The 22,047-nt window shown below is 62.2% G+C and carries 18 protein-coding genes; 6 read left to right on the top strand and 12 right to left on the bottom strand.

The annotated features are described in order from the left end of the window. Nucleotides 1–123 precede the first annotated feature (123 nt). Nucleotides 124–651: a YqiA/YcfP family alpha/beta fold hydrolase gene (locus PAN08_RS10390; RefSeq protein WP_269791445.1), complete on the bottom strand. Its 528-nt coding sequence runs from the start codon at nt 649–651 to the stop codon at nt 124–126. Between the two features lie 52 nt (nt 652–703). Between PAN08_RS10390 and PAN08_RS10385 the strand changes: the two genes are divergently transcribed. Continuing rightward, entirely contained in the window at nt 704–1,267 is a 564-nt protein-coding gene (locus PAN08_RS10385; RefSeq protein WP_269791444.1) for an N-acetylmuramoyl-L-alanine amidase, read from the top strand. Between the two features lie 18 nt (nt 1,268–1,285). Here PAN08_RS10385 and PAN08_RS10380 read toward each other — a convergent pair whose 3' ends face one another. From PAN08_RS10380 to map, 11 genes are all read right to left on the bottom strand, one after another. Continuing rightward, the gene (locus tag PAN08_RS10380; RefSeq protein WP_269791443.1) at nt 1,286–2,218 is read right to left on the bottom strand and encodes a DUF1684 domain-containing protein; all 933 of its coding nucleotides are present in this window, start codon (nt 2,216–2,218) and stop codon (nt 1,286–1,288) included. A 50-nt stretch (nt 2,219–2,268) separates the two neighbouring features. Beyond that, on the bottom strand, nt 2,269–3,171 hold the full coding sequence (locus PAN08_RS10375; protein WP_269791442.1) for a sulfurtransferase: 903 nt from the start codon (nt 3,169–3,171) through the stop codon (nt 2,269–2,271). Next, entirely contained in the window at nt 3,168–3,983 is an 816-nt protein-coding gene (locus PAN08_RS10370; RefSeq protein ID WP_269791441.1) for a CoA pyrophosphatase, read from the bottom strand. The genes PAN08_RS10375 and PAN08_RS10370 overlap by 4 nt, the downstream gene beginning before the upstream one ends. A 609-nt stretch (nt 3,984–4,592) precedes the next feature. Next, nucleotides 4,593–5,018, bottom strand: coding sequence for a RidA family protein (locus PAN08_RS10365; RefSeq protein ID WP_269791440.1), 426 nt, complete (start codon nt 5,016–5,018; stop codon nt 4,593–4,595). 359 nt (nt 5,019–5,377) lie between these two features. Then, entirely contained in the window at nt 5,378–7,063 is a 1,686-nt protein-coding gene (gene asnB, locus PAN08_RS10360) for an asparagine synthase B (protein WP_269791439.1), read from the bottom strand. Between the two features lie 308 nt (nt 7,064–7,371). After that, nucleotides 7,372–10,281 (bottom strand): ligand-binding sensor domain-containing diguanylate cyclase, encoded by a 2,910-nt coding sequence (locus PAN08_RS10355; RefSeq protein WP_269791438.1) that lies wholly within the window; start codon nt 10,279–10,281, stop codon nt 7,372–7,374. Between the two features lie 42 nt (nt 10,282–10,323). Next, nucleotides 10,324–11,451 carry a succinyl-diaminopimelate desuccinylase gene (gene dapE / locus PAN08_RS10350; protein ID WP_269791437.1) on the bottom strand — a complete coding sequence of 376 codons (1,128 nt, stop codon included), beginning with the start codon at nt 11,449–11,451 and terminating at the stop codon, nt 10,324–10,326. Nucleotides 11,452–11,542: 91 nt separating this feature from the next. After that, the gene (locus tag PAN08_RS10345; protein WP_269791436.1) at nt 11,543–11,899 is read right to left on the bottom strand and encodes an arsenate reductase; all 357 of its coding nucleotides are present in this window, start codon (nt 11,897–11,899) and stop codon (nt 11,543–11,545) included. 162 nt (nt 11,900–12,061) lie between these two features. Beyond that, complete coding sequence (dapD, locus tag PAN08_RS10340; protein ID WP_269791435.1) at nt 12,062–13,150, bottom strand: 2,3,4,5-tetrahydropyridine-2,6-dicarboxylate N-succinyltransferase; 1,089 nt, start codon at nt 13,148–13,150, stop codon at nt 12,062–12,064. Beyond that, a complete protein-coding gene (locus PAN08_RS10335) occupies nt 13,150–15,798 on the bottom strand; it encodes a [protein-PII] uridylyltransferase (RefSeq protein ID WP_269791434.1) in 2,649 nt (882 codons plus the stop codon). Before PAN08_RS10335 ends, dapD begins: the two co-directional genes overlap by 1 nt. Beyond that, complete coding sequence (gene map / locus PAN08_RS10330; RefSeq protein WP_152982680.1) at nt 15,795–16,571, bottom strand: type I methionyl aminopeptidase; 777 nt, start codon at nt 16,569–16,571, stop codon at nt 15,795–15,797. Before map ends, PAN08_RS10335 begins: the two co-directional genes overlap by 4 nt. A gap of 443 nt (nt 16,572–17,014) precedes the next feature. On the opposite strand from map, the gene rpsB reads away from it, so the two are divergent. From rpsB to frr, 5 genes are all read left to right on the top strand, one after another. Beyond that, nucleotides 17,015–17,878, top strand: a complete 864-nt coding sequence (gene rpsB, locus PAN08_RS10325; protein WP_269791433.1) for a 30S ribosomal protein S2 — start codon at nt 17,015–17,017, stop codon at nt 17,876–17,878. 134 nt (nt 17,879–18,012) lie between these two features. Then, nucleotides 18,013–18,891: a translation elongation factor Ts gene (tsf, locus tag PAN08_RS10320; RefSeq protein WP_269791432.1), complete on the top strand. Its 879-nt coding sequence runs from the start codon at nt 18,013–18,015 to the stop codon at nt 18,889–18,891. Nucleotides 18,892–19,065: 174 nt separating this feature from the next. After that, nucleotides 19,066–20,571, top strand: a complete 1,506-nt coding sequence (locus PAN08_RS10315; RefSeq protein ID WP_269791431.1) for a GGDEF domain-containing protein — start codon at nt 19,066–19,068, stop codon at nt 20,569–20,571. Nucleotides 20,572–20,679: 108 nt separating this feature from the next. Continuing rightward, entirely contained in the window at nt 20,680–21,408 is a 729-nt protein-coding gene (gene pyrH / locus PAN08_RS10310) for a UMP kinase (RefSeq protein ID WP_269791430.1), read from the top strand. 78 nt (nt 21,409–21,486) lie between these two features. Beyond that, nucleotides 21,487–22,044, top strand: a complete 558-nt coding sequence (gene frr / locus PAN08_RS10305; RefSeq protein WP_269791429.1) for a ribosome recycling factor — start codon at nt 21,487–21,489, stop codon at nt 22,042–22,044. Nucleotides 22,045–22,047 lie beyond the last annotated feature (3 nt).

Genomic DNA, 22,047 nt, shown 5'->3' with positions numbered 1-22,047 from the left:
TCAGAAAGGAAGGGATGCGGGCGGGCACGGTAACCGGCCCCAGAGGGCATCCAAGGTCGCCATTGTAGGCAGTTGCAGGCCCCGGCGCCGGATCGGCTGGCCAGAGCGGCCTTCACAAACACCCTAGAGCGAGCGCAGCAGGGCCTCAAAGGCCTGCGCTGAGGCCTCCACGTGCTGGCTCAAGCGGTGGCCATCATCGACCAGCAGCAGACGGGCTGAGCGCTCGCCGGCCCAACGGATCACCTCGGCTGCCGGGATCAGTTCATCGCCCCAGGCGTGTACCACGCTGGTGGGCACCGGCGCGGCGTCCAGCGCCGGCATCGGGCCCATAGTGGTGGGCGGTACCATCAGAAACAGCCCCTTGACCGGCACCTGCAGCGAGGTGATCGCCGAGATATAGGCACCCAGGCTGGAACCGGCCAGTACCAGCGGGCCACGCGCGGCCATCTCGGTGGCACGCTCGATCAGCCGCTGCAGGCGTGCTGGCACATCACCGACGGAACTGATTTCATGGCGGGCATCCAGATCGGTGTAATCCGGACGCTCATGGCTCCAGCCAAGGCGTTGCGCCACATCGGCCAACGCGGTGACCTTGGTGGCCTCCGGGCCGCTCTCAAAACCATGGGAAAGAATGCAATGTCCGCGGCTCATGGCGACCGCACGCAGTGATCAGGACTCATGCGCGAATGCTAGCATCCCCCTCATGCCGCTACCGCCCCCCATCACCTCCAGTCCCTTGCCCTACGAGCCGTTTCTGGTCAGCCGAGCGCTGTCGGATGTGGACTTGGTAGTGATCCACTGCACCGAGCTGCCGGACCTTGCCACTGCCCGCGAATACGGCGAGCGCGTGCTCTATGAGGCCGGTACCGGCAACAGCGGCCACTACTACATCGACCGCGACGGCAGCATCCTGCAGTACGTCGCGCTGGATCGGGTGGCTCACCATGTGCGTGGCATCAACCCGCGCTCGGTCGGTATCGAACTGGTCAACCGTGGCCGCTGGCCAGACTGGTTCGATTCACGCAACCAGCACATGCCCGAGCCTTACACCGACGCACAGATCGCCGCGCTGGTACGGCTGCTGCAATGGCTACCGGAGAAGCTGCCGTCGCTGCAGTGGATCGCTGGTCACGAGCAGCTCGACACCGCGCGCATGCCGGCCAGCGACGACGCTTCGGTCGAAGTGCCACGCAAACTCGACCCGGGCCCGTTGTTCCCCTGGCAGGACGTACTCAAAGCCATTCCGCAGCAACCGCTGCCGCTCTGATGGCAGCTTGCACCGGGCCTACTGCACCAGCGCCTGATATTTCTCGCCAGCGGTCACCGCCAGTTCCAAACGATTGATGGCCGGTGCAATCGGGCAGACCACGTGGGGCGTCAATGCGCACGGCGGATTCTGAGCCCGATTGAAATCCAGCACCAACTTGCCGTCCTGTGGCGCTGCCGCGTACAAGTAACGCGCGCCGCCATAGGTTTCGCGGCCACTGGTGCGGTCGGAGAACACAAAGAAGAACCGCCGCGACGCCGGAGCGTCTTCATCCAGAACGGGTTGTAGCCGATAGCTACGCCCCTCAATCTCGAATACTGCCTCACCAGGCATTGTTGCCGGCAGTGGTGTCCCGATCGATGTCAACAACACCGCCTGCCGCGCTTGGGGAAATGGGTGCCACTGCGCTTCCACTCGCCAGTGGGTTTCCACCGGGAAGTAGTCAATGCCCCGAAAATCACGACGGCGTGCCGAGCTGGCATCGCGGTAGCGCCAACCCAGCATCGTGCCGTTACGCACCAGGTAGAACTCACCACTGCCCAGTTGAAGACGGCTGGCTTCGCGGACGCCCTCCGTCACCGGCTGCAACGTTGCCTGGCGCAACGGCGTGCCGTTCAACGTCGCACCGGTACCGGCCCGGCCGTTGATCACAGCCACACCATCGGCACCAATATCCAACGTCCCCAGCTGCTCCGGCCCCGCCGGCAGCACGACGTCATTGGTGGGCGCACTGCCCACGTGGTAACTGCCTTCTTTAAGCCTTCCCGAGCCGATGTAGCTCAACCAGCCATCGGGCGCGCGCAACCGCGCAATCCGCTGCGAGCGCCACTGCTCCACGTCACGGTGATACTGGCGCGAGTCCAGCAGGAACGGGCTCCCCTGTTGCTTGCACGCTGCCAGCGCAAGCAACAGCAACAGCAACACGCCGCACCCCCATTTCCTGAAATTCATGTTTCCCCCAGATAAACCACTACGCAGCGCCCCATTGCATCGCGCTTGCGTCAGCCGGTAGCCACCGGCCGCTGCGTGTCACTCGACCAGCCGCTCCACGAGTCAGCGAACACTTTCACCCCGTGCAGACCGGCATGTTCAAAACCCAACAGCAGATGACACGCGGTCACGCCTGAGCCGCACATCACGACCCCCTGATCCGGCCTATAGGTGCCCAGCAACGGCTGCAGCTCCGCACGCAGTTCTTGCGCAGAACGAAAGTGACCATCGCGCAGGTTCATGCCAAACGGCCGATTGACTGCGCCCGGCACATGCCCAGCGATACGATCAAGCGGCTCCACGTCTCCGCGATACCGCTCGGCGGCACGCGCATCCACCAGCCAACCCGGTGCCTGCGCCAAGCGCGATTGCACCTCATCGGCACTGACTACCTGGGTGAGATCGAACTGCCCTGGATACGGCGCCGCTTCCGGTGCGTTCACCGCACCGGCCTGCAGCGCATGACCGGCTGCCTGCCAAGCGGCCAATCCACCATCAAGCACCGCGACATTGCGGTGCCCGATCAACCGCAACAGCCACCACAGGCGCGAGGCCGCCATGCTGCCATCGGCCGCATCGTAGGCCACCACCTGCGTGTCTGGCGTAATGCCCCAACGGCCCAGCGTCGCGGCAAAGGCCTCGCTGTCTGGCAACGGGTGACGACCATGGCCCTGCCGATCGAGATTGGACAGATCATGATTCAGATCCGCATATACCGCGCCGGGAATATGCCCGACGGCATACTGCGCTGCGCCCGACTGCACATCGGCCAATGAAAACCGCGTATCCACCACGCGCAACGCCGTGCTCGCAGTGGCGCGCGCATCAACCAGACGCACGCTTTCTTCATTCAATGCTCTGGCAAGACTCGCCACATCGACGAGCGTATTCCAGCCTCGATCCATTGTTTTCATCCGAGCAACTCCAGGCGACGGCGCAGGTTGTAGAGAATGGCGGCGGTGGCACCCCAGATTCTGTGACCCGGCCACGCATATTCCATGACGTGACGGATGCGGCCACGGTGTTCCATTTCCACCAGGCGCAGATTGTCAGGGTTCATCAGGTAGTCCAGTGGCACCTCGAACACTTCAGCCACTTCGCCCGGCTCCGGGCGCGCAACGAACGCCGGGTCCACCACTGCCACTATCGGCGTCACCCGGAAGCCGGTAATGGTGATGAACGGGTCCAGATATCCCAGCGCCAACACCTGACTGGAGGGCAGCGCGATCTCTTCATCACTCTCACGCAAGGCCGCTGCCAGTGGATTGCGGTCGCTGCGCTCCACCCGCCCCCCCGGGAAACCAACTTGTCCACCGTGGTTGCGCAGCGCCTCGGTACGCCGGGTCAACAGCACATGCGTGCCACTCGCTCGCGGCACCAGGCCAGCCAGCACAGCGGCCTCGACCGGGGGTCCCGGCGGCAACAGGTCCTCCAGCTCTTCACGGTTCCAGCCAGTTCCAGCCGGTGCATTGGCCAGCGGTAGCAAGGCCTGCTGCAACCGCTCACGGCCAGCCAATTGCGCAGCAAAGGGCGTCGCATCACTGGCACGCACGGGAAGCACCTGTTCCATCAAACGGCGGCGCTCGCTGTCGCTCATGCGCATCCAGCTTCCGATCTCGTCGCCCGTGCGCCAACACCCCCGGCAATAACCCGCGCTGTCCAGGGCACACAAGCCAATGCAGGGACTGGAGACAACATTTTCGGGCGGACCAATCAATTCAGACATCGCAATAGCGTAGCGCGCCGCGATGACAGCGCACAGCACAACCGCATTAAACCTTGCTCCTATCTGCTTGCAATCGTTTCCTCCGACACCCCTCGACGTTGCGGACGAGCACCCCGTCTTACACTGCGCCCTGCTACCCGCATTTTGTTTTGTGAGGCGCTAGAAGCCGCATCCGTCCACAGACACTCGCTAGGCCTTCGTGGACGAGTGGTAGGGATAATCGCCTCACACTGCCAATGCCTGAGGGCTTGCGTGGACTTCCCAGTCAGGACGTCAGCAGACCGTCCACGACCAGAACACATCGCTCGAACTGTCGCTAACGGTAACCGCGGAAACATCGTCCCAGCGGGGGAAGCGACGGCCGACTTCCGCAGACGCGTGCCATCACCTTTTACGTGACATGGATTATCCTCCGGAGCGCGTACCTACCCGACTAAACCCGTTCGCGGTCGGCAAAAACTCGAGCAAAGCCAGCCTGCTCATACCTCGCTACTTACTGAATATTTCCACAGAAGTAGACAAAATCGCTGATCACTCGCAAGCCCACGAAAGTTCATTCAACCGTTACCACCTTTTTATCCCCATGCAGCAAGAACGCACGGCGTGCGTTTACTTGAGCCGCACAGTCCACTCCACTTCCAGAAGATGAGCGCGATCAAACAACCGGCTAACCTGCACCCAGGTAGCTGCCGGGTACTTTGCATCTGCGAAGAAAGTCTTGCGCACTGGAATGACCTTGATCAACGCATCCATGTCAGTGGTGTAGACGGTCTCCTTCACCACGTGGCTGCTGTCCACATCGAAACGTTGCAGGATGTCGTTCAACTGGCGATAACATGCCAGCACTGCCACCTGCATATCCGCGCCTGCGCAGGCGATGCCGGAAACATGCAGCGTATCTCCGTCACGCACCACGCCACTGAAGCCAATATCGGCCTCCCAGCTACCCAGCGAATGCCGCTCCAACGGCACATCAGCAGCATGGACAAGTGGCGTGCACAGCAGGCCCAACAAAGCCATCGACAACGTACGCATCTCTACTCCTGTATGAAATTTTTTAGTAATGAAGGACGAACCGACACAATCGCCACAGCGTCGAGCGCTGCGAGTTATGCGATTCACGCTCGACGGCATTCAATCAGGGTGAGCAACGACCCCCGGTCATGGAGGTGGTTGCCAAATGCCACGATGACCAAGGCCGCGAACAAGCGCCCCAATCAGCCTGACGTTGCCACCTCGCACGGCAGACACGCCCCCAACTCCCTGGCGACGAGCCGCCTTCGATTTCCGTATCCATTGAACGCCTCTTACATAGGCACGTGATCACAAGGTGCCAGGAGTTTGGCAACACGCCGAGGGCATGGACCGCTTTGCTGCGGGCCATGCCCCAACACTCAGCCAGCCAGTGCTTGATCGTGCACACCGGCCACAGCACGGCCTGACGGATCGGCCATGCTGGCGAAGCTGGCATCCCAGGCAATCGCTGCTGGTGAAGAACACGCAATGGACTTGCCGCCGGGCACCGTCTCCGATGCGGCACGGCTCGGGAAGTACTGCTCGAACAGGTGCCGGTAGTAGTACGCCTCCTTGGTCTGCGGCGGGTTGTACGGGAAGCGCTTGTCGGCGGCTGCCAATACTCGGTCGCTCACTTGTTCTTCGGCATGCGCCTTCAGGCCATCGATCCAGCCGTAGCCGACACCGTCGCTGAACTGCTCCTTCTGCCGCCACAGGATTTCCTTCGGCAGGTAGCCTTCAAAGGCTTCACGCAGAATTGCCTTCTCGATACGACCGCTGGCCTTGTCGACCATCTTGTGGCGCGCGTCCATCTTCATGGCCACCTCCAGGAACTCGCGGTCCAGGAATGGCACGCGCGGCTCAACGCCCCAAGCCATCATCGATTTGTTGGCACGCAGGCAGTCGTAATAATTCAGCGCATCCAGCTTGCGCACCAGTTCATCGTGAAATTCAAGTGCGTTCGGTGCTTTATGGAAGTACAGATAGCCGCCAAAGATTTCATCGCTGCCTTCGCCCGAAAGCACCATTTTTACGCCCATCGCCTTGATACGGCGCGCCAGCAGGAACATCGGCGTGGAGGCACGGATGCTGGTGACGTCATAGCTTTCGATGTGACGGATGACTTCTGGCAGCGCGTCCAGCCCCTCCTCGAACGTGTACTCGAAGCCGTGGTGCACCGTGCCCAATGCTTCAGCAGCGATCTCGGCCGCAGCCAGATCCGGCGAGCCCTTCAAGCCAATGGCAAAGCTGTGCAGGCGCGGCCACCACGCTTCACTCTGGCCGCCGTCTTCGATGCGGTGACGTGCATAGCGTGCAGCCACGGCAGCCACCAGCGACGAATCCAGACCACCCGACAGCAGTACGCCGTAAGGAACATCGGTCATCAACTGGCGATGCACCGCGCGCTCGAATGCTTCGCGCAACTCGGCAAGCGAGACATCCACACCTTCCACGGCTGCGTACTCACGCCAAGGACGCTCGTAGTATTTGGTCAACGTATCGGTACTGCTGTCGTACCAATGGCCCGGCGGGAACTGCGCCACGTCGGCACAGGTGTCAGACAGCGATTTCATCTCCGAAGCCACGCACAGACGGCCCTGCTTGTCGTGCCCCCAATACAGCGGCACCACACCGATGGGATCACGCGCGATGATCACGCGGCGCTTGGCCTTGTCCCACAGCGCAAAGGCAAAGATGCCGTTGAGCCGGTTGAGGTACGAGGCGGGCGCATCTTCCCGGTACAGCGCATTGATCACTTCGCAATCCGAAGCGGTCTGGAATGCATAAGGCTGCTTGAGCTCTTTCTTCAATTCCTGGTGGTTGTAGATCTCACCGTTGACGGCCAATGCCAGTCCGCCGTCTTCCGACAACAAGGGCTGCGAACCGCCGGCCGGATCGACGATGGCCAGGCGCTCGTGCACCAGGATGGCGCCATCGTCTACGTACACACCACTCCAATCCGGTCCGCGATGGCGCTGGCGCTGGGATTGATCAAGCGCCTGGCGGCGCAGTGCTTGCAGGTCGTCGCCGGGTTGCAGGCCGAAAATGCCGAAGATGGAACACATGGGAAAGCTCCTGGGGTTTTGTGGGGGCAAACAGTCGAAGCAACGGCGTACCGAAAACGCAGCCGCTTGGTGTTCCCGCCCGGCCACAAAAAAACCCGCATCGGTCGATGCGGGTTTTCTGGAGTCCGGAGCGTGTTGCTGTTTCTAGCTCTGGTTACAGTTCCGCATCGGCCGCGCGCGATTATTCGCAATCGCGTTATTGCGATTGTTCGAATTATTCACGTTGGTGCGGGCGGTGCGGTTCATGGGGCCGACGATAGCTCGGGTTTCAGGAGCCGCGCAACTGTTTCAATGGAAATGACTCATCGTCATGCCCGGGCCGCCGCCCAGTCATCCAGCTCAGCAACCTCCACCCGGTTGCGCCCATTGCGCTTGACCCGGTACAGCGCCTGATCGGCACAGCGCACCAGTGCCATCGGGTCATCCTCCAGAAGAGGGGCCACTACCGCCACTCCGACACTGATAGTTACCGGCAGGCCAGCTTCAGCACTGGCCTGCTCCACCCTGCTGCGCAGCCGTTCGGCGCGCGTCGCGGCCACCTCGCGCTCACTGCCCGGAAGGATGACCACAAACTCCTCGCCGCCATAGCGCGCCACCAGTTCATCTGCGTCGTCTGTCTCAGCAGCAAGAATCCCGGCTACTCGACGCAGCTGCTGGTCACCCATGTGATGACCGTTGGTGTCGTTGAACCGTTTGAAGTGATCCACATCGATCATCATTACCGCCAGCGGCTCGCCCCGTTTGGCACAACGCTGCCATGCGCGTTGCAATGCCTTTTCCATGGCGTGTCGATTGGCGATACCGGTGAGGCCATCTGTGACAACCAACGCGGAAAGGCGGGAATTTGCGGCCTGCAACGCAGTCGTGCGCTCGGCGATCTTGCGCTCCAGCTCGCGCAGTCGAGCGTTGGCGCTACGGTTACGCAGGTGCACCACGCCTGTAATGAACAACACGCCGACAATGCCAAACAGGCCCCATGCCCATCCACGCTGGTACCAGAACGGGGCTACCTGCAGCGGATAACGCGCAGATGCGGTTGGAACACCGCCCTGAATACGCGCCTGTAGCTGAAAGGTGAAATCACCGGCCGGTAAGCGCTGATAGGTCAGCTCGCGCCCCGCACTCCATGCCGACCATTCGTCGTGGTAACCGGGCATGCGATAACGAAACGCCACATCCGGCTCCATGCTCTGGATGCCGAATCGCAGCGCCAAGCCCGCGCCTGCCGGTAACGCCAGCCGCGTCTCCGGTGACAGCGGGAGCAGCACTCCCGGCTGACCCGGTTGCTGCAGCTCGATCCGGTCCAGCCGTGCCAGGGGCGGCGCTGTAGCAGGCTCGGGAAACTCGGCATCCAGCTGCAATACGCTGTCGCGGGTTACCACGCGGACCTGCCCATCACCGTGCAAGGCCACTGCCGAAAACCCCGGCACGCGGCTATCACTGACCTGCTGCAGCTGGAACGTGGCAGTGCCCGGTTTGCGCCACCAGAGCTGGCGCGACGTCCAGACGAAACTGCCCTTCTCGTTGGACTGGCCTTCCAGATCACCGGGCGACGCCAGGCCGGGAAGCGCGGGTAGTTCGGCGCTGACAAAACGTTCGCCGTCCAGCTTGCGTACCTGCGCGCCAGAAATTGCATACATCACGCCCTCGCTACGGAACAGCCGTGTGCCGCGTGCCGGTTCAACCTCCAAGCCCTGCGCAGCCCCGAAACGACGATGTTCGTGCAACTGTCCGCTGTCGGGGTCAAAGCGCCACCGATGCACATCTCCCTTCGCGTCGCCGGCCCAGACCTCACCCGGGGCCACTTCGTACATGCCAAGTACGGTGCTGATTCCGGTTGGCCATTGCGTCATCACCTGCCAGCGCCCGTTGCGTTGCCCCAGCAGGATCACCCGCCCTGCACCTGACGCCAGCATCCGTTCTGCATCGAAGGCCGACGGCAACAGCTTGTCGACGCTGGTATTCAACTGTGTATCGAGCAGCCGCCGTGGCTGCCTCGCCCCCGGTTCAAGCACCATCAGCCCATGGCGATCACCAATCACCAAGCCGGCGGCGGTGCCCTGCAGCGCAAACACTTCCAAATCCCGGTACGGCCACGGTTGTCGCGAAAATCTCAGGGCGCTGCTGGCCAAGGGATCCGCACGCCACACACCCAGACTCGCCACCCACAACCGGCCGTCATACCAGGCACTGTCGTAGAGCCGGCCCGCCAGCCCTTGCGACTGGTCATAGCGCGTCCAGGGCGAGGACAAACGTATGCGGGTAAGCCCGTTTTCACCGACAACCCAGAGCCCACCCTCGCGATCCTCCACCAGCCCGTGCATGCCGTTGGGGTTTGCCATGAAGCTGTCGAGCAGGCGCAAGTCCGGCGAAAACCGCATCACGGTGCCGTCGTAGCTGCCAATCACGAAACCGCCGTCAGCCAGAGCCACGCCGGTATAAGGCCCGTGCTGCCGGAAGGCGGCATCGGCATCGGTTTTCAACTTGCGCAGCTGCTTGCCGTCGCTGAAATGGAAGCCATCGGCAGCGACGACCAACAGCCCCCCCTGATACTTCCAGATATCCGTAACAGCTACATTCGCCAGTGCCTGCGTCCCGGCCACCCGTTCCGGTGCCGCGTCGCCCATGCGATACAGCCCTTCCCCGGCAATGCGGAAGTAGATCTCGTCGCCCACGACCAGCAGGCGCTGGCTGCCGGCCATCGTCAACGCCCGCCGTGAGGTACTGCCATCTTTGTTCAGCACGAACAACGCGCCAGAACTCACCGCATGGACACCGCGTGAGGTTTCACCCAACGAATAGATCTGGGCCGGCACCTGCAGCGAACCCGCACTGGCCAACCGTGGCAACAGATCCACGAAGCCATGGGTGCCGTCCTGACGTTGTCGCAACTGGCCGAATATGCCCTCACCGGCGACATAAATGCTGCCATCGCGCGCTAGCAACAACGAATAAACGGGAGCCCTGCCAGGGGCGTCCAACAGCTCCCACACGCCACTGCGGAAAATCATCACCCCTTCGCCGCTGGCCGCATAAAGGTTGCCGCCGCGATCAATCACGACATCCGGGTACGTCGGTGCCGCTGGCAGTTGGTTGGCCCCGAAGTGGCGCAGCAGCGGCACCCCATGCATTGCCGTGGCGGCGTACGCCACTGGCAGCAGACACGCCAGTGCGCAAACCCAAACCACCCGCAGGCAACGCGCTCTAAATCTGTCCATCTCGCCCCCCCGGCAAGATTTCGCTGCCTGCACCTCTACGGTTCAGTCCAGCAGTTTTGCTATCAACTTCCGATAAAGATCCGGCAAGCGCTCAAGATCAGCCACCCGTACGTTCTCGTCTACTTGATGGATGCTGGCGTTCACCGGCCCCACTTCGATGCACTGTGCGCCGAGCGGAGCAATAAAACGAGCATCCGATGTGCCGCCGCCGGTGCTTTCTTCCGGCGCGCCTCCCGCGAATTCAGCCAGCACGTCACGCGCCACACTGCGCAGCCGCCCTTCCGGTGTGTAGAACGGTTCACCGCTGCGGTGCCAGTTCAGCTCGTAGTCCAGGCCGTGGCGGTCCAGCAGCGTGGTGATTTCCGCCTCCAGCCGCTCCGCGCTCCAGTGCGGGTTGTAGCGCAGATTGAACATCACCTGCAGCTCGCCCGGGATCACATTGTTGGCGCCGGTACCGGCGTTGATGTTGGATATCTGCAGGCTGGTGGACGGGAAACTTTCGTAGCCATCATCCCAATGGCGCGCAGTCAATTCCGCCAGCGCAGGCGCGGCCAGATGGATTGGGTTGCGTGCCTTGTCCGGATACGCCACGTGGCCCTGCACGCCCTTGACGCGCAGCTTTGCCGACAGACTGCCGCGACGGCCCACACGCAGCAGATCACCCAGCGTCGCCGTGGAAGACGGCTCACCGGTGATGCACCAGTCGATGCTTTGCCCCCTCTCGCGGAACACGTTGGCAACGTGGCGAACACCGTCGATGGCATCGCCTTCCTCGTCACTGGTCAACAGCACCGCCAGCGTGCCCGGGTGTTCCGGATGCGCAGCGACGAACTGTTCTGCAGCCACCACGAATGCGGCCACGCTACCTTTCATGTCAGCGGCGCCACGCCCATACAGCACACCATCACGCACCTGCGGCTGGAAGGGATCGCTGGTCCAGGTTTCGACCGGGCCGGTTGGCACCACATCGGTATGCCCCAGCAACACCAGCACGGGCGAACCGCTGCCATGCGTGGCCCATAGATTGTCGACTTCGCCAAAGCGCAGATGTTCGCAGTTGAAGCCGGCGGCCGCCAGGCGATTGCCGATCAACTGCTGGCAACCGGCATCTTCCGGGGTGACTGATGGACGTGCGATCAGATCGCAGGTCAACTCGAATACGTCGCTCATGGGGGCCTCGTTTGCAAGGCGGCTTACGCCGCCCGGGTGCTTCCATCGGGAGTGATCAGGCGGCCTTTGCCGCTACTGCAAACAGCCTGCGTCAGTCGATGCTGAAGCGCTTCTTGAAACCGTTGTCGCTGAAGCCCTGGCTGAACTGTCCATCGTCTGTGATGACGACGGGGCGCTTGATCAGCTGCGGATATTCACGCAACAACAACTTCCACTCGGCATCGGACGCAGCTGCCTTGCGGTTGTCCGCCAGCTGGCGCCAGGTGGTGGATGATTTATTGATCATCGCCTCGAAGCCACCCGCCTTGCCGGCCCATTCGGTCAAGGTTTCCGGGCTGGGCTTGTTATCGCGGTAATCGATAAAGGTGTAGGCAACATCGAAGCGATCCAACCACTTGGTGGCCTTCTTGCAGGTGTCGCAGTTTTTTAGTCCGTAGATCGTGGTCATGGCTTAAAGCTCGTAATGATGTGCTCCCTTCTCCCGCTAACGGGAGAGGGGCTGGCGTGAGGGCGCTTTAAAGCCCGCAGAGCAAAAAGCCCCCTCATCCGCTCCTTCGGAGCACCTTCTCCCGCAGGCAGGAGAAGAGAAACTCCAGCAGTCTGCCTTTGATCAGTCAGCCAACCCACGCAGCAGATCATTCACGCTGGTCTTGCTGCGGGTCCGTGCATCCACCTGCTTGACGATAACGGCGCAATACAGTGAGTGCGTGCCGTCCTTGGACGGCAGCGAGCCACTGACCACCACGCTGTATGGCGGAATGTAGCCGTAGGTCACTTCACCGGTAGCGCGGTTATAGATACGTGTGCTCTGGCTCAGGAACACGCCCATGCCAATGACGCTGTGATGGCCGACGACCACGCCCTCCACCACTTCCGAACGCGCACCAATGAAGCAATGGTCTTCGATGATGGTCGGGCTGGCCTGCAGCGGCTCGAGCACGCCACCGATGCCGGCACCGCCGGACAGGTGGCAGTGTTTGCCGATCTGCGCGCACGAACCCACGGTAGCCCAGGTATCAACCATGGTGCCTTCGCCCACATGCGCACCAATATTGGTGAAGCTCGGCATGAGCACTACATCCTTGCCGAAGTGCGTGCCGCGACGCGCGATGGCGCCGGGTACCACGCGCACGCCAGCCTGGCGGAAGCGGGTTTCATCGTAGCCTTCAAAGCGCGACTCAACCTTGTCCCAGAATGGCGCCGGGCTACCGTCCATCACGGCCATGTCGTTGACGCGGAAGTACAGCAACACCGCTTTCTTCAACCATTCGTTGACCTTCCAGCCACCGTTGCCGTCGGGCTCGGCAACGCGGAATTCGCCGGACTCCAAACCATCGATCACGCGGTTCACCAGCGGACGGGTGGAACCTTCAATCTCGTCGCCCGTCAGCATCGCGCGGCGCTCAAACGCGCTCTCGATGCTGAACTTCATTTCCGCCACGCCCGGCGCTGGCGGCTTGCGCAGGCTGCGCGCACCCAACGCCTCGCTGCTGGCCGGTTTGATGGCCTTCGGCTTGGCTACAGCCACCTTCTTCAGCGGTGCCTTGACCGGCTTGGCCGCAGGCTTGGCGGCGGATTTCACCGGTGCCGGCGCCTTCTTGGCGACCACTTTTTTCGCAGCAGGTTGGGTAGCAACAGGCTTTGCGGTCGCGGTCTTCTTCGGGGCAGCCTTCTTGGCAACGGGCTTCTTGGTGGCCATCAGTGGGGGTCTCCTGGCGTTCTATCGGGTTCCAGGCAAGTCATCAGCGCATCACGCAGTGCCTGCCGGGAGGTTTCAGTAAGGGGGTGGTCGTGACGGTCCGTCAGCTGGAACTGATCTTCAGCACGCTCGCCAAACGTAGCGATGCGCGCGTCCTGCACGCGCAGCTGTTGGTCGCGCAGCACATGCGCCACATCGGCCAACAGGCCAGGGCGGTCTGGCGCGACCAGGTTCAGCACGGTGCGATCGCGCTGACTGGATTCCAGGAACTCGATGCGCGGCGCGAAACGGAAGTGTTTCAACTGCCGCGGCATCACCCGCCGCGCTGGCCGCAGGATCTGGATATTACCGGCCAGCGCCTTGCGCAAGGCCGCTTCCAGCCGCACAGCGTCGCCGTCAGCGAAACTGCCAACCGGGGTGACTTCAAACGTATCGAAAATGGTGTCGTCCGGGCCATCCAGCACACGGGCGCGGTGGATGCCGTATCCGGCACGGTCCAGTGTCATCACGATGGCAGCGAACAGGCCATCACGGTCCGGTGAATGCACAAACACTTCCAGCGCATCGCTCTCGGGGGTGATACGGCGCACCTTCACCAGCGTGCCGCCCTTGCGTACTTCCACCAATGAGGCCGCCTGCCATACCAACTGTTCGGGGCGGAAACGCACGAAGCTTTCATCGGGCATCGCTGTGAACTGGCGGTCGATGACCGGATCGGTATAGCCGAGTAGATTCATCTGCTCACGCACGTTGTCGCGCGCTTCAAGTACACGCTCGGCCTCGGGCAACGCGAATTCGACACCTTCGCGCAGCGCGCGGCGGGTGGCGAAATACAGGTCGGCCAGTAGCCGGTCCTTCCATGCATTCCAAAGTTTTGGGCTGGTGCCAGCGATGTCGGCACAGGTCAACAGATACAGGTAGTCCAGGCGATCACGGTCGCCCACCAGCGCGGCAAAACGATGGATAACGTCCGGATCGGTGATGTCCTGCTTCTGGGCCGTTACCGACATGCGCAGGTGCTGCTCCACCAACCAGGCCACCAGTTCGGTATCCGAGCTGCTCAGGCCATTGGCGCCACAGAACTCGCGCGCATCCACCGCACCCAGCTCCGAATGATCGCCACCGCGCCCCTTTGCGATGTCGTGAAACAGGCCCGCCAGCAACAACAGCTCCGGCTTGCGCAGCCGTGGCCACACTTCATGGGCGATGGAGAAACGCTCGTCCGCGCGCCCGGAAGCGAACAGGCCGATATTCCGCAGCACCATCAACGTGTGCTGGTCGACGGTGTAAACATGGAACAGATCGAACTGCATGCGCCCAGACACCTGCGCGAACGCCGGAATCCACTGCCCAAGCACACCGAGACGGGCCATGCGCGCCAAGGTATCTACCGCGCGCGGACCACGCAGCAGCGCCATGAACTGGTCGCGCACTGCCTCGTCCACCTGCGTGTAGGCTGGAATCTCATCCAGCATTTCGGCCAGACCACGCGCAGTCATCGAGTGCAGTCCGCGCACGTCCGAAGTGCGTGCCCAGCAGGCAAACAAGGCAAAGATGCTGCGCACATCACCATGCGGCCACAACGGATCATTGGCAGACAGATAACCACGCCGCAGCGAGAAACCATCCCCTACCGGTTCGGGTGTTGCTTCACCATCGAACTGTTCTTCAAAACGCTGCAACAGGCGGTCACTGATACGGCGGATCACCGCCGCGCTGCGATAGAAGCCCTGCATCATTTTTTCCACGCCCAGGCTTTCGACGTCGTCGCCGAAACCCATGCGCGCGGCCAGCGTCTTCTGGTAGTCGAAGCGCAGCCGTTCTTCGGCCCGCTGTGCCACCAGGTGCAGGCCAAAGCGCAGCCGCGCCAACACCAACCGCTCGCGTTTGAGCGCAGCGGCTTCGTCCAACCCGAGGTGCCCCAGGCCCACCAGCGCGTCGATATTGCTCACGCCAAAGGCGCGCAGCGCCATCCAGCCCAGGGTGTTGAGATCACGCAACCCGCCCGGGCCATCCTTGATGTCCGGCTCCAGGTTGTCGGCGGTGTCGCCAAAGCGTTGGTGCCGCTGCAACAGCTCATCACGCTTGGCCAGAAAGAATTCGCGTGGCGGCCAGATCAGGCTGGGCGAAACAGCGCGCGCCAACCCATGTTGTGCGGTAGCGTCGGCGCACAGCGGGCGCGCTTCAATCAGCGCAGTCAATACGGTCTGATCAGCGGCAGCCTGCGCGCATTGCGCCGCAGAGCGCACGGCATGGCTCGCCGGCAGGCCGGCATCCCACAGCGACGCAAACAATCGTGCCAACGCCGCTTCATGTGCATGTTGGATTTCAGTTTCACCAAGCACCAGCAGGTCGATGTCCGAACGCGGGAACAACTCACCGCGCCCATAACCACCCACCGCAAACAGCGCCAAGCCAACATCAGCGGGAACGCAGCGCTGCCATGCTTCGCGGATCAGCTGGTCAGCGGCACGTGCGCGCACGCCGAGCAGGCGCTCGACGTTGTCACCCTGCTCGAAGCGTTTGCACAAACGTGCATCGGTGTGCGCCAGCGATTGCCGCGCCTGCGCGGCCCACTGTGCATCACCGGCAGAACCTGCCGGCGTGTCCGGTACGTTATCGACCAGGCCCGCCGGCAGTTGACTCATGCCTGCGCGGATTCGGCAGGCGACAGCGTCAGCACTTCCACGCCGTCTTCGGTCACCGCGATCATGTGTTCCCACTGCGCCGAGAGCTTGCGGTCCTTGGTCACCACGGTCCAACCATCGGGTAGCACCTTGGTGTATCGGGTGCCTTCATTGATCATCGGCTCGATGGTGAAGGTCATGCCAGCCTTGAGCACCAGGCCCTGGCCCGGACGGCCGTAATGCAGCACCTGTGGTTCGTCGTGGTAGACCTTGCCGATGCCATGGCCGCAGTACTCGCGCACCACGCTGAAGCGCTCGGACTCGGCGTATTCCTGGATTGCGTGGCCCACGTCACCCAGCGTTGCACCCGGCTTGACCGCACGGATGCCGCGCCACATGGCTTCCTTGGTGGTTTCCACCAAGCGCTTTGCCATCACCGAGGGCGTGCCGACGTAATACATGCGACTGGTATCACCATGCCAACCGTCCTTGATGACGGTTACATCGATATTGACGATGTCCCCATCCTTCAACACCTTGGCTTCGCTGGGAATGCCGTGGCAGATGACGTTGTTGACCGAGGCACATACGGTCTTGGGGAACCCGCGGTAGCCCACGTTGGCCGGAATCGCACCTTGCACATTGATAATGTGGTCATGGCAGATGCGATCCAGCTCTTCGGTGGTGACACCGGGCTTGACGTGAGGGGCGACGATGTCGAGCACCTCAGCCGCCAGGCGGCCAGCGATGCGCATCTTTTCGATTTCTTCGGGGGTTTTCAGTTGGATTGCCATCTGCCGATTATCGCCCATTTGGGTGAATCGCTGAACCTTTCACTTTATTGAACCCATTGAAGCGCCCCTGCATCCCAACAGCCAGCCGGGCGCCAGGAGAAGGCTTACGGGGTCCGCGCCAAACCGGCCGTCGTCAGATCGCCCCAGAACGGCCAATAAATCCGCCGGACCACCCCGCCTCGCTGCTCCGTCGCCCGCAGTTTGCAGCCAACGCCCTCTCCCCGCTATACTTCGCCGGCTTTGCTGGGCCAATGGCCTGCCAATTCCGCCCACACCGGGCGCCACCGGTGAATTCACACCCTTCGCCCCCATCCGTGCCGGGGTGCCCTGTTCACCAGGGTTCGGCCACGGAGGCGCAGGGGAAGCCCAACCCCGGAACCTACCGCTTCAGTGCGGGTTCGCCCCTATTTCATGGCGACCGGTTCCCTGTCAGGAGTTTTGCAATGCCCCAGATCACCATGCGTCAGATGTTGGAAGCCGGCGTCCATTTCGGTCACCAGACCCGTTATTGGAACCCCAAGATGGCTCCGTACATCTTCGGCGCCCGCGGCAAGATCCACATCATCAACCTGGAAAAGACCGTCCCGCTGTTCAACGATGCGATGAACTTCATCTCGTCCGTTGCCCAGAAGCGCGGCACCATCCTGTTCCTGGGCACCAAGCGCAGCGCACGCGAATCCATCAAAGAAGAAGCCGAGCGTTGCAACATGCCGTTCATGAACCAGCGTTGGCTGGGCGGCACGCTGACCAACTTCGCCACGGTGAAGAAGTCGGTGGCCCGCCTGAAGGAACTGGAAGCCGGTGAAACCGACGGCTCCTTCGAGAAGCTGGTCAAGCACGAAGTGCTGGGCCTGCGTCGCGAGCGCGACAAGCTGGAAGCCTCGCTGGGCGGCATCAAGGAAATGAACCGCCTGCCCGACGCCATCTTCGTCGTCGACATCGGCCACGAAGACATCGCCATCAAGGAAGCCAAGAAGCTTGGCATCCCGGTGATTGCCGTGGTTGACACCAACTACAACCCGGAACTGGTCGATTACGCCATCCCGGGCAACGACGACGCCATCCGCGCTGTGCAGCTGTACGCCCGCGCTGCTGCTGACGCCGTGCTGGAAGGTAAGGCTGCCGCTCCGAACGCTGCCACCGTGCGCGAAGACGAGTTCGCTGGCGCTGTTGCTGCCGACGAAGCCAAGCCGGCTCGCCGCGCACCGATCAAGAAGACCGCCGCCGCCAAGACCGGTGACGAGGCTGCCGCCAAGACCGGCGACGAAGCTGCTGCTGCCAAGACTGGCGACGAGGCTTCGGCCTGATGCACCGGGCGGGCGCAGCCTCTGCGCCCGCCACCCCTGCCCCGGCCCCATCTGGCGCCGGCTACTGACAGGGCCACGTAACAAGGGCCGGCAATCATTGCCGGCCTACCCCTTTCTATTCGTGAGGAAATTCCATGGAAATCACTGCTTCCCTGGTCAAAGAACTGCGTGAGCGCACCGGCGCCGGCATGATGGAGTGCAAGAAGGCTCTGTCGGAAACCAACGGCGACATCGACGCAGCGGCAGAAGCCCTGCGCAAGTCTGGCGCTGCCAAGGCCGACAAGAAGTCCGACCGCGTCACCGCTGAAGGCCGTATCGGCGTCGCCGTAAACGGCGGCAAGGCCGTGCTGGTCGAAGTGAACTCGGAAACCGACTTCGTTGCCAACGACGTCAACTTCAAGGCATTCGTGGACAGCGTCGCCGCTGCCGCCCTGGCCTCGGGCGCTGCCGATGCCGAAGCTCTGAAGTCGGCCAAGCTGGAAAACGGCGCGACCATCGAAGAAACCCGTGCCACCGCGATCCAGAAACTGGGTGAAAACATCCAGATTCGTCGCCTGGTGCAGATCGACGGCAACAACACCGTCGGCGCCTACGTGCATTCCAACGGCAAGATCGGCGTACTGGTTGACCTGGTCGGCGGCAACGCTGAACTGGCCAACGGCCTGGCCATGCACGTGGCTGCAATGAACCCGCCGCACAACAAGGCTGCCGATGTGCCGGCCGAGTTTGTTGCAAAGGAAAAGGAAATCGAGCTGGCCAAGATGAGCGAAAAGGACAAGGCCAAGCCGGCTGAAATCCTGGAAAAGATCATCAGCGGCAAGATCAACAAGATCGTCAGCGAAGTGACCCTGTACGGCCAGAACTACGTGCTGGACAGCGACAAGACCGTTGAGCAGGCCCTCAAGGCCGCCGGCGGCGACGTCGCCAGCTTCCAGCGCCTGGCTGTTGGCGAAGGCATCGAAAAGGTGGTGGAAGACTACGCCGCCGAAGTTGCCAAGGCGATGCAGGTCTAATCCTGCCAGCGTCCAGCAACACCCAAAAGAAGCCGCGGATATCCGCGGCTTCTTTTTTGCAGCTCACGCCCGGAGCAGCACCGTACACCGCATCAATTGAAAGCAAACTGTGACGCCCCTTTTATATTCGGGTCGTGCATGTATTCTTGGGCCACTGCCGCCCGCATTACAGACATGTCCCCCGAGCTCACCGCAGCACTGTCCCTCTGTCGAAACCTGCCCTCACCGCCCGCCGTTGCGGTGCGCCTGATTGAGCTGGCACAGGATCCGGAAACAGACATCGCCAGTGCCGCCGACGTCATCGCCCTGGACATGAGCCTGAGCGCACGCATGATGCGCATCGCCAACTCGCCGCTTTATGCCAGCCGCCGCCGCATCGAAAACCTCGGCCAGGCACTGACGATGCTGGGCCTCAACGCAACGCTGCAACTGTCGCTGGGCTTCAGCCTGGCCCGTGCCCTGCACGACGACGAGCGCCATGCACAGCTGCACAATGCGGTTTGGCGCCGCAGCATCCTCAGCGCGCTGGCGGCACGCTACCTGGGCTTGTCCTGCGGTGTGCGCCGCGTTGAGGAGCTGATGTTGGCCGGCCTACTGCAGGACATCGGCATCCTTACCCTGCTGCAGATCCACCCCAACGACTATCCGGAACTGCTTGCCGGCAGCGCCAGCAATGACGAACTTCTGGCGCGCGAACGCAGCACACTGGGCTGCAGCCACGCCGACGTGGGTGCAAATCTGTGCGAGCAATGGGGCCTGCCCCGCTTCCTTGTCGATGCCATCAGCCACAGCGAGGCACCGGCCGAAGCGGCCGATCTTTTTGAACGCTGTGTCGTCCTTTCCGGCTATGTGGCCAACATCTGGCTGGCCGAAGACGCCGATGCTGCGCGTGAAGATGCGCTGCGCATGGTGTACGAAGACCTGGGCATGGACAGCGCGCGCTTTGACCAGGTCCTGCAGCAAATGAGCCAGATGCTGCCTGAAATCAGTGCATTGTTTGATGTCCCGGTGCCCTCGCCCGCGCGCGTCACTTATCTACTGGATCACGCCAGCGAACTGATCGCGCTGCGCAACCTGCGCCAGTTGCAGGACGCCTCGGCGTGGGAGCGCCGCGCCGACCACTATGAACAGCAAGCCCGCCGGCTGGCCGAACAAGCGCATTTGGACGCACTGACCGGCGTACTCAACCGTCGGCAGCTAGAAGTCGTGCTGGAGCAGGAATTCACCCACGCCAGCCACCCTGACCGCCCTTTATCGGTCGCGTTCATCGACCTGGACGACTTCAAAAAGATCAACGACCAGCACGGCCATCTGGTGGGCGATCAGGTACTGCAGGCCTTCGCCAGCCGCCTACAGTCCCACCTGCGCGGCTCGGACACTGTTGCCCGCTTTGGGGGCGAAGAGTTTGTGGTGCTGTTCCCCAGCACCAATCAGCAGACGGCCGTGGACGTCATCCGCCGGGTACTGGGCGCCATCGCCCACACCCCGATGGTCACCGTCGCCAATGCACCACTGCACATTACGTTCTCCGCAGGCGTTGCCACCCATGGCATCTACGAACGGTTCGCCGACATGCGCGATCTGCTCAAGGCCGCCGATGACGTGCTCTACCGCTCCAAAAGCCTGGGCCGCAACCGCGTTATTGCCCGCGCGCCCGAGTCGCAACCCACCAATTGCTGAACCAAGTGCCGGAAACATGGTCTTTTGTTGCGGCATTGCAACAAAAGCTCTGACCGGGAACCGCTGCTTCCGTTAGACTTCCCGCGTTTTCCAGCCATAGAGATCGTCATGTCCAAACTCGCCTACCAACGCATCCTTCTGAAAGTTTCCGGGGAGGCGCTGATGGGAGATGAGGACTACGGCATCGACCCCAAGATCATCAACCGCCTGGCCCGTGAAGTCATCGAGGCCCAGCAGGCAGGCGCCGAAGTGGCGCTGGTGATCGGCGGCGGCAATATCTTCCGCGGCGCTGGCTTGGCCGCAGGCGGCATGGACCGCGTCACCGGCGACCAGATGGGCATGTTGGCCACCGTGATCAATGCACTGGCCATGCAGGATGCACTGGAAAAACTCGGTGCCAAGGCCCGCGTGATGAGCGCCATCAAGATCAACGACGTGTGCGAGGACTACATCCGCCGCCGCGCCATCCGCCATCTGGAAAAAGGCCGCCTGGTGATTTTCGCTGCCGGCGTCGGCAGCCCCTTCTTCACCACCGATTCCGGCGCAGCACTGCGCGCCATTGAAATCGGCGCCGACCTGCTGTTGAAGGCCACCAAGGTTGACGGCGTCTACGACAAGGACCCGAACAAGTACGACGACGCAGTCCGCTATGACAGCCTCACTTACGACCAGGTCATCAAGCAGGGCCTGGAAGTGATGGACACAGCTGCCTTTGCGCTGGCCCGTGACAGCGACCTGCCGATGCGCGTGTTCGACATGGGCCAGCCGGGCGAATTGCTGAAAATCCTGCACGGCGAAAACATCGGCACCCTGGTCCACGGCCGCGACAACCACTGACCTTCTCAGGTTCCGGCCCGGTGGAGAGGGCTCTTCGCCTATAATCGGCCGGTTCCAGCACCATCAAGGATTCCGGCGATGATCAACGACATCAAAACCAATGCGCAAACGCGCATGACAAAAAGCCTCGACGCTCTGCGTCACACCCTCACCACCATCCGTACCGGCCGCGCCTCTCCGGCGCTGCTGGACGGCATCAAGGTCAAGGCCTACGGCACTGACACGCCCCTGAACCAGGTTGCCAGCATCAGCGTCTCTGAGGGCCGCTCGCTGGTCATCACGCTGTTCGACAAGGGCATGATCAAGGAAGTTGAGAAGGCCATCTATGCTTCCGACATCGGCATCACCCCTACCACTGTGGGCACCGTGATCCGCCTGAACCTGCCGCCGCTCACTGAAGAGCGTCGTAAAGAGCTGGCCAAGTCAGTGGGCAAGGAAGGCGAAGAGACCAAGGTCAGCATTCGCAACATCCGTCGTGATGCCAATCAGGAAGTAGCCAAGCTGCTCAAGGACAAGGCCATCACCGAGGACGACGACCGCCGCACGCAGGACGACATCCAGAAGCTGACCGATAAGGCGATCAAGGACGTCGACGATGTGGTCAAGCTGAAAGAACAGGAACTGATGGCGGTCTGACGG

Source organism: Stenotrophomonas sp. Iso1 (assembly GCF_027497995.1).
In the GTDB taxonomy this organism is placed as follows: Bacteria; Pseudomonadota; Gammaproteobacteria; order Xanthomonadales; family Xanthomonadaceae; genus Stenotrophomonas.
The sequence above is the reverse complement of the archived record's forward strand: the minus strand, read 5'-3'. Positions and strand labels throughout refer to the sequence as shown.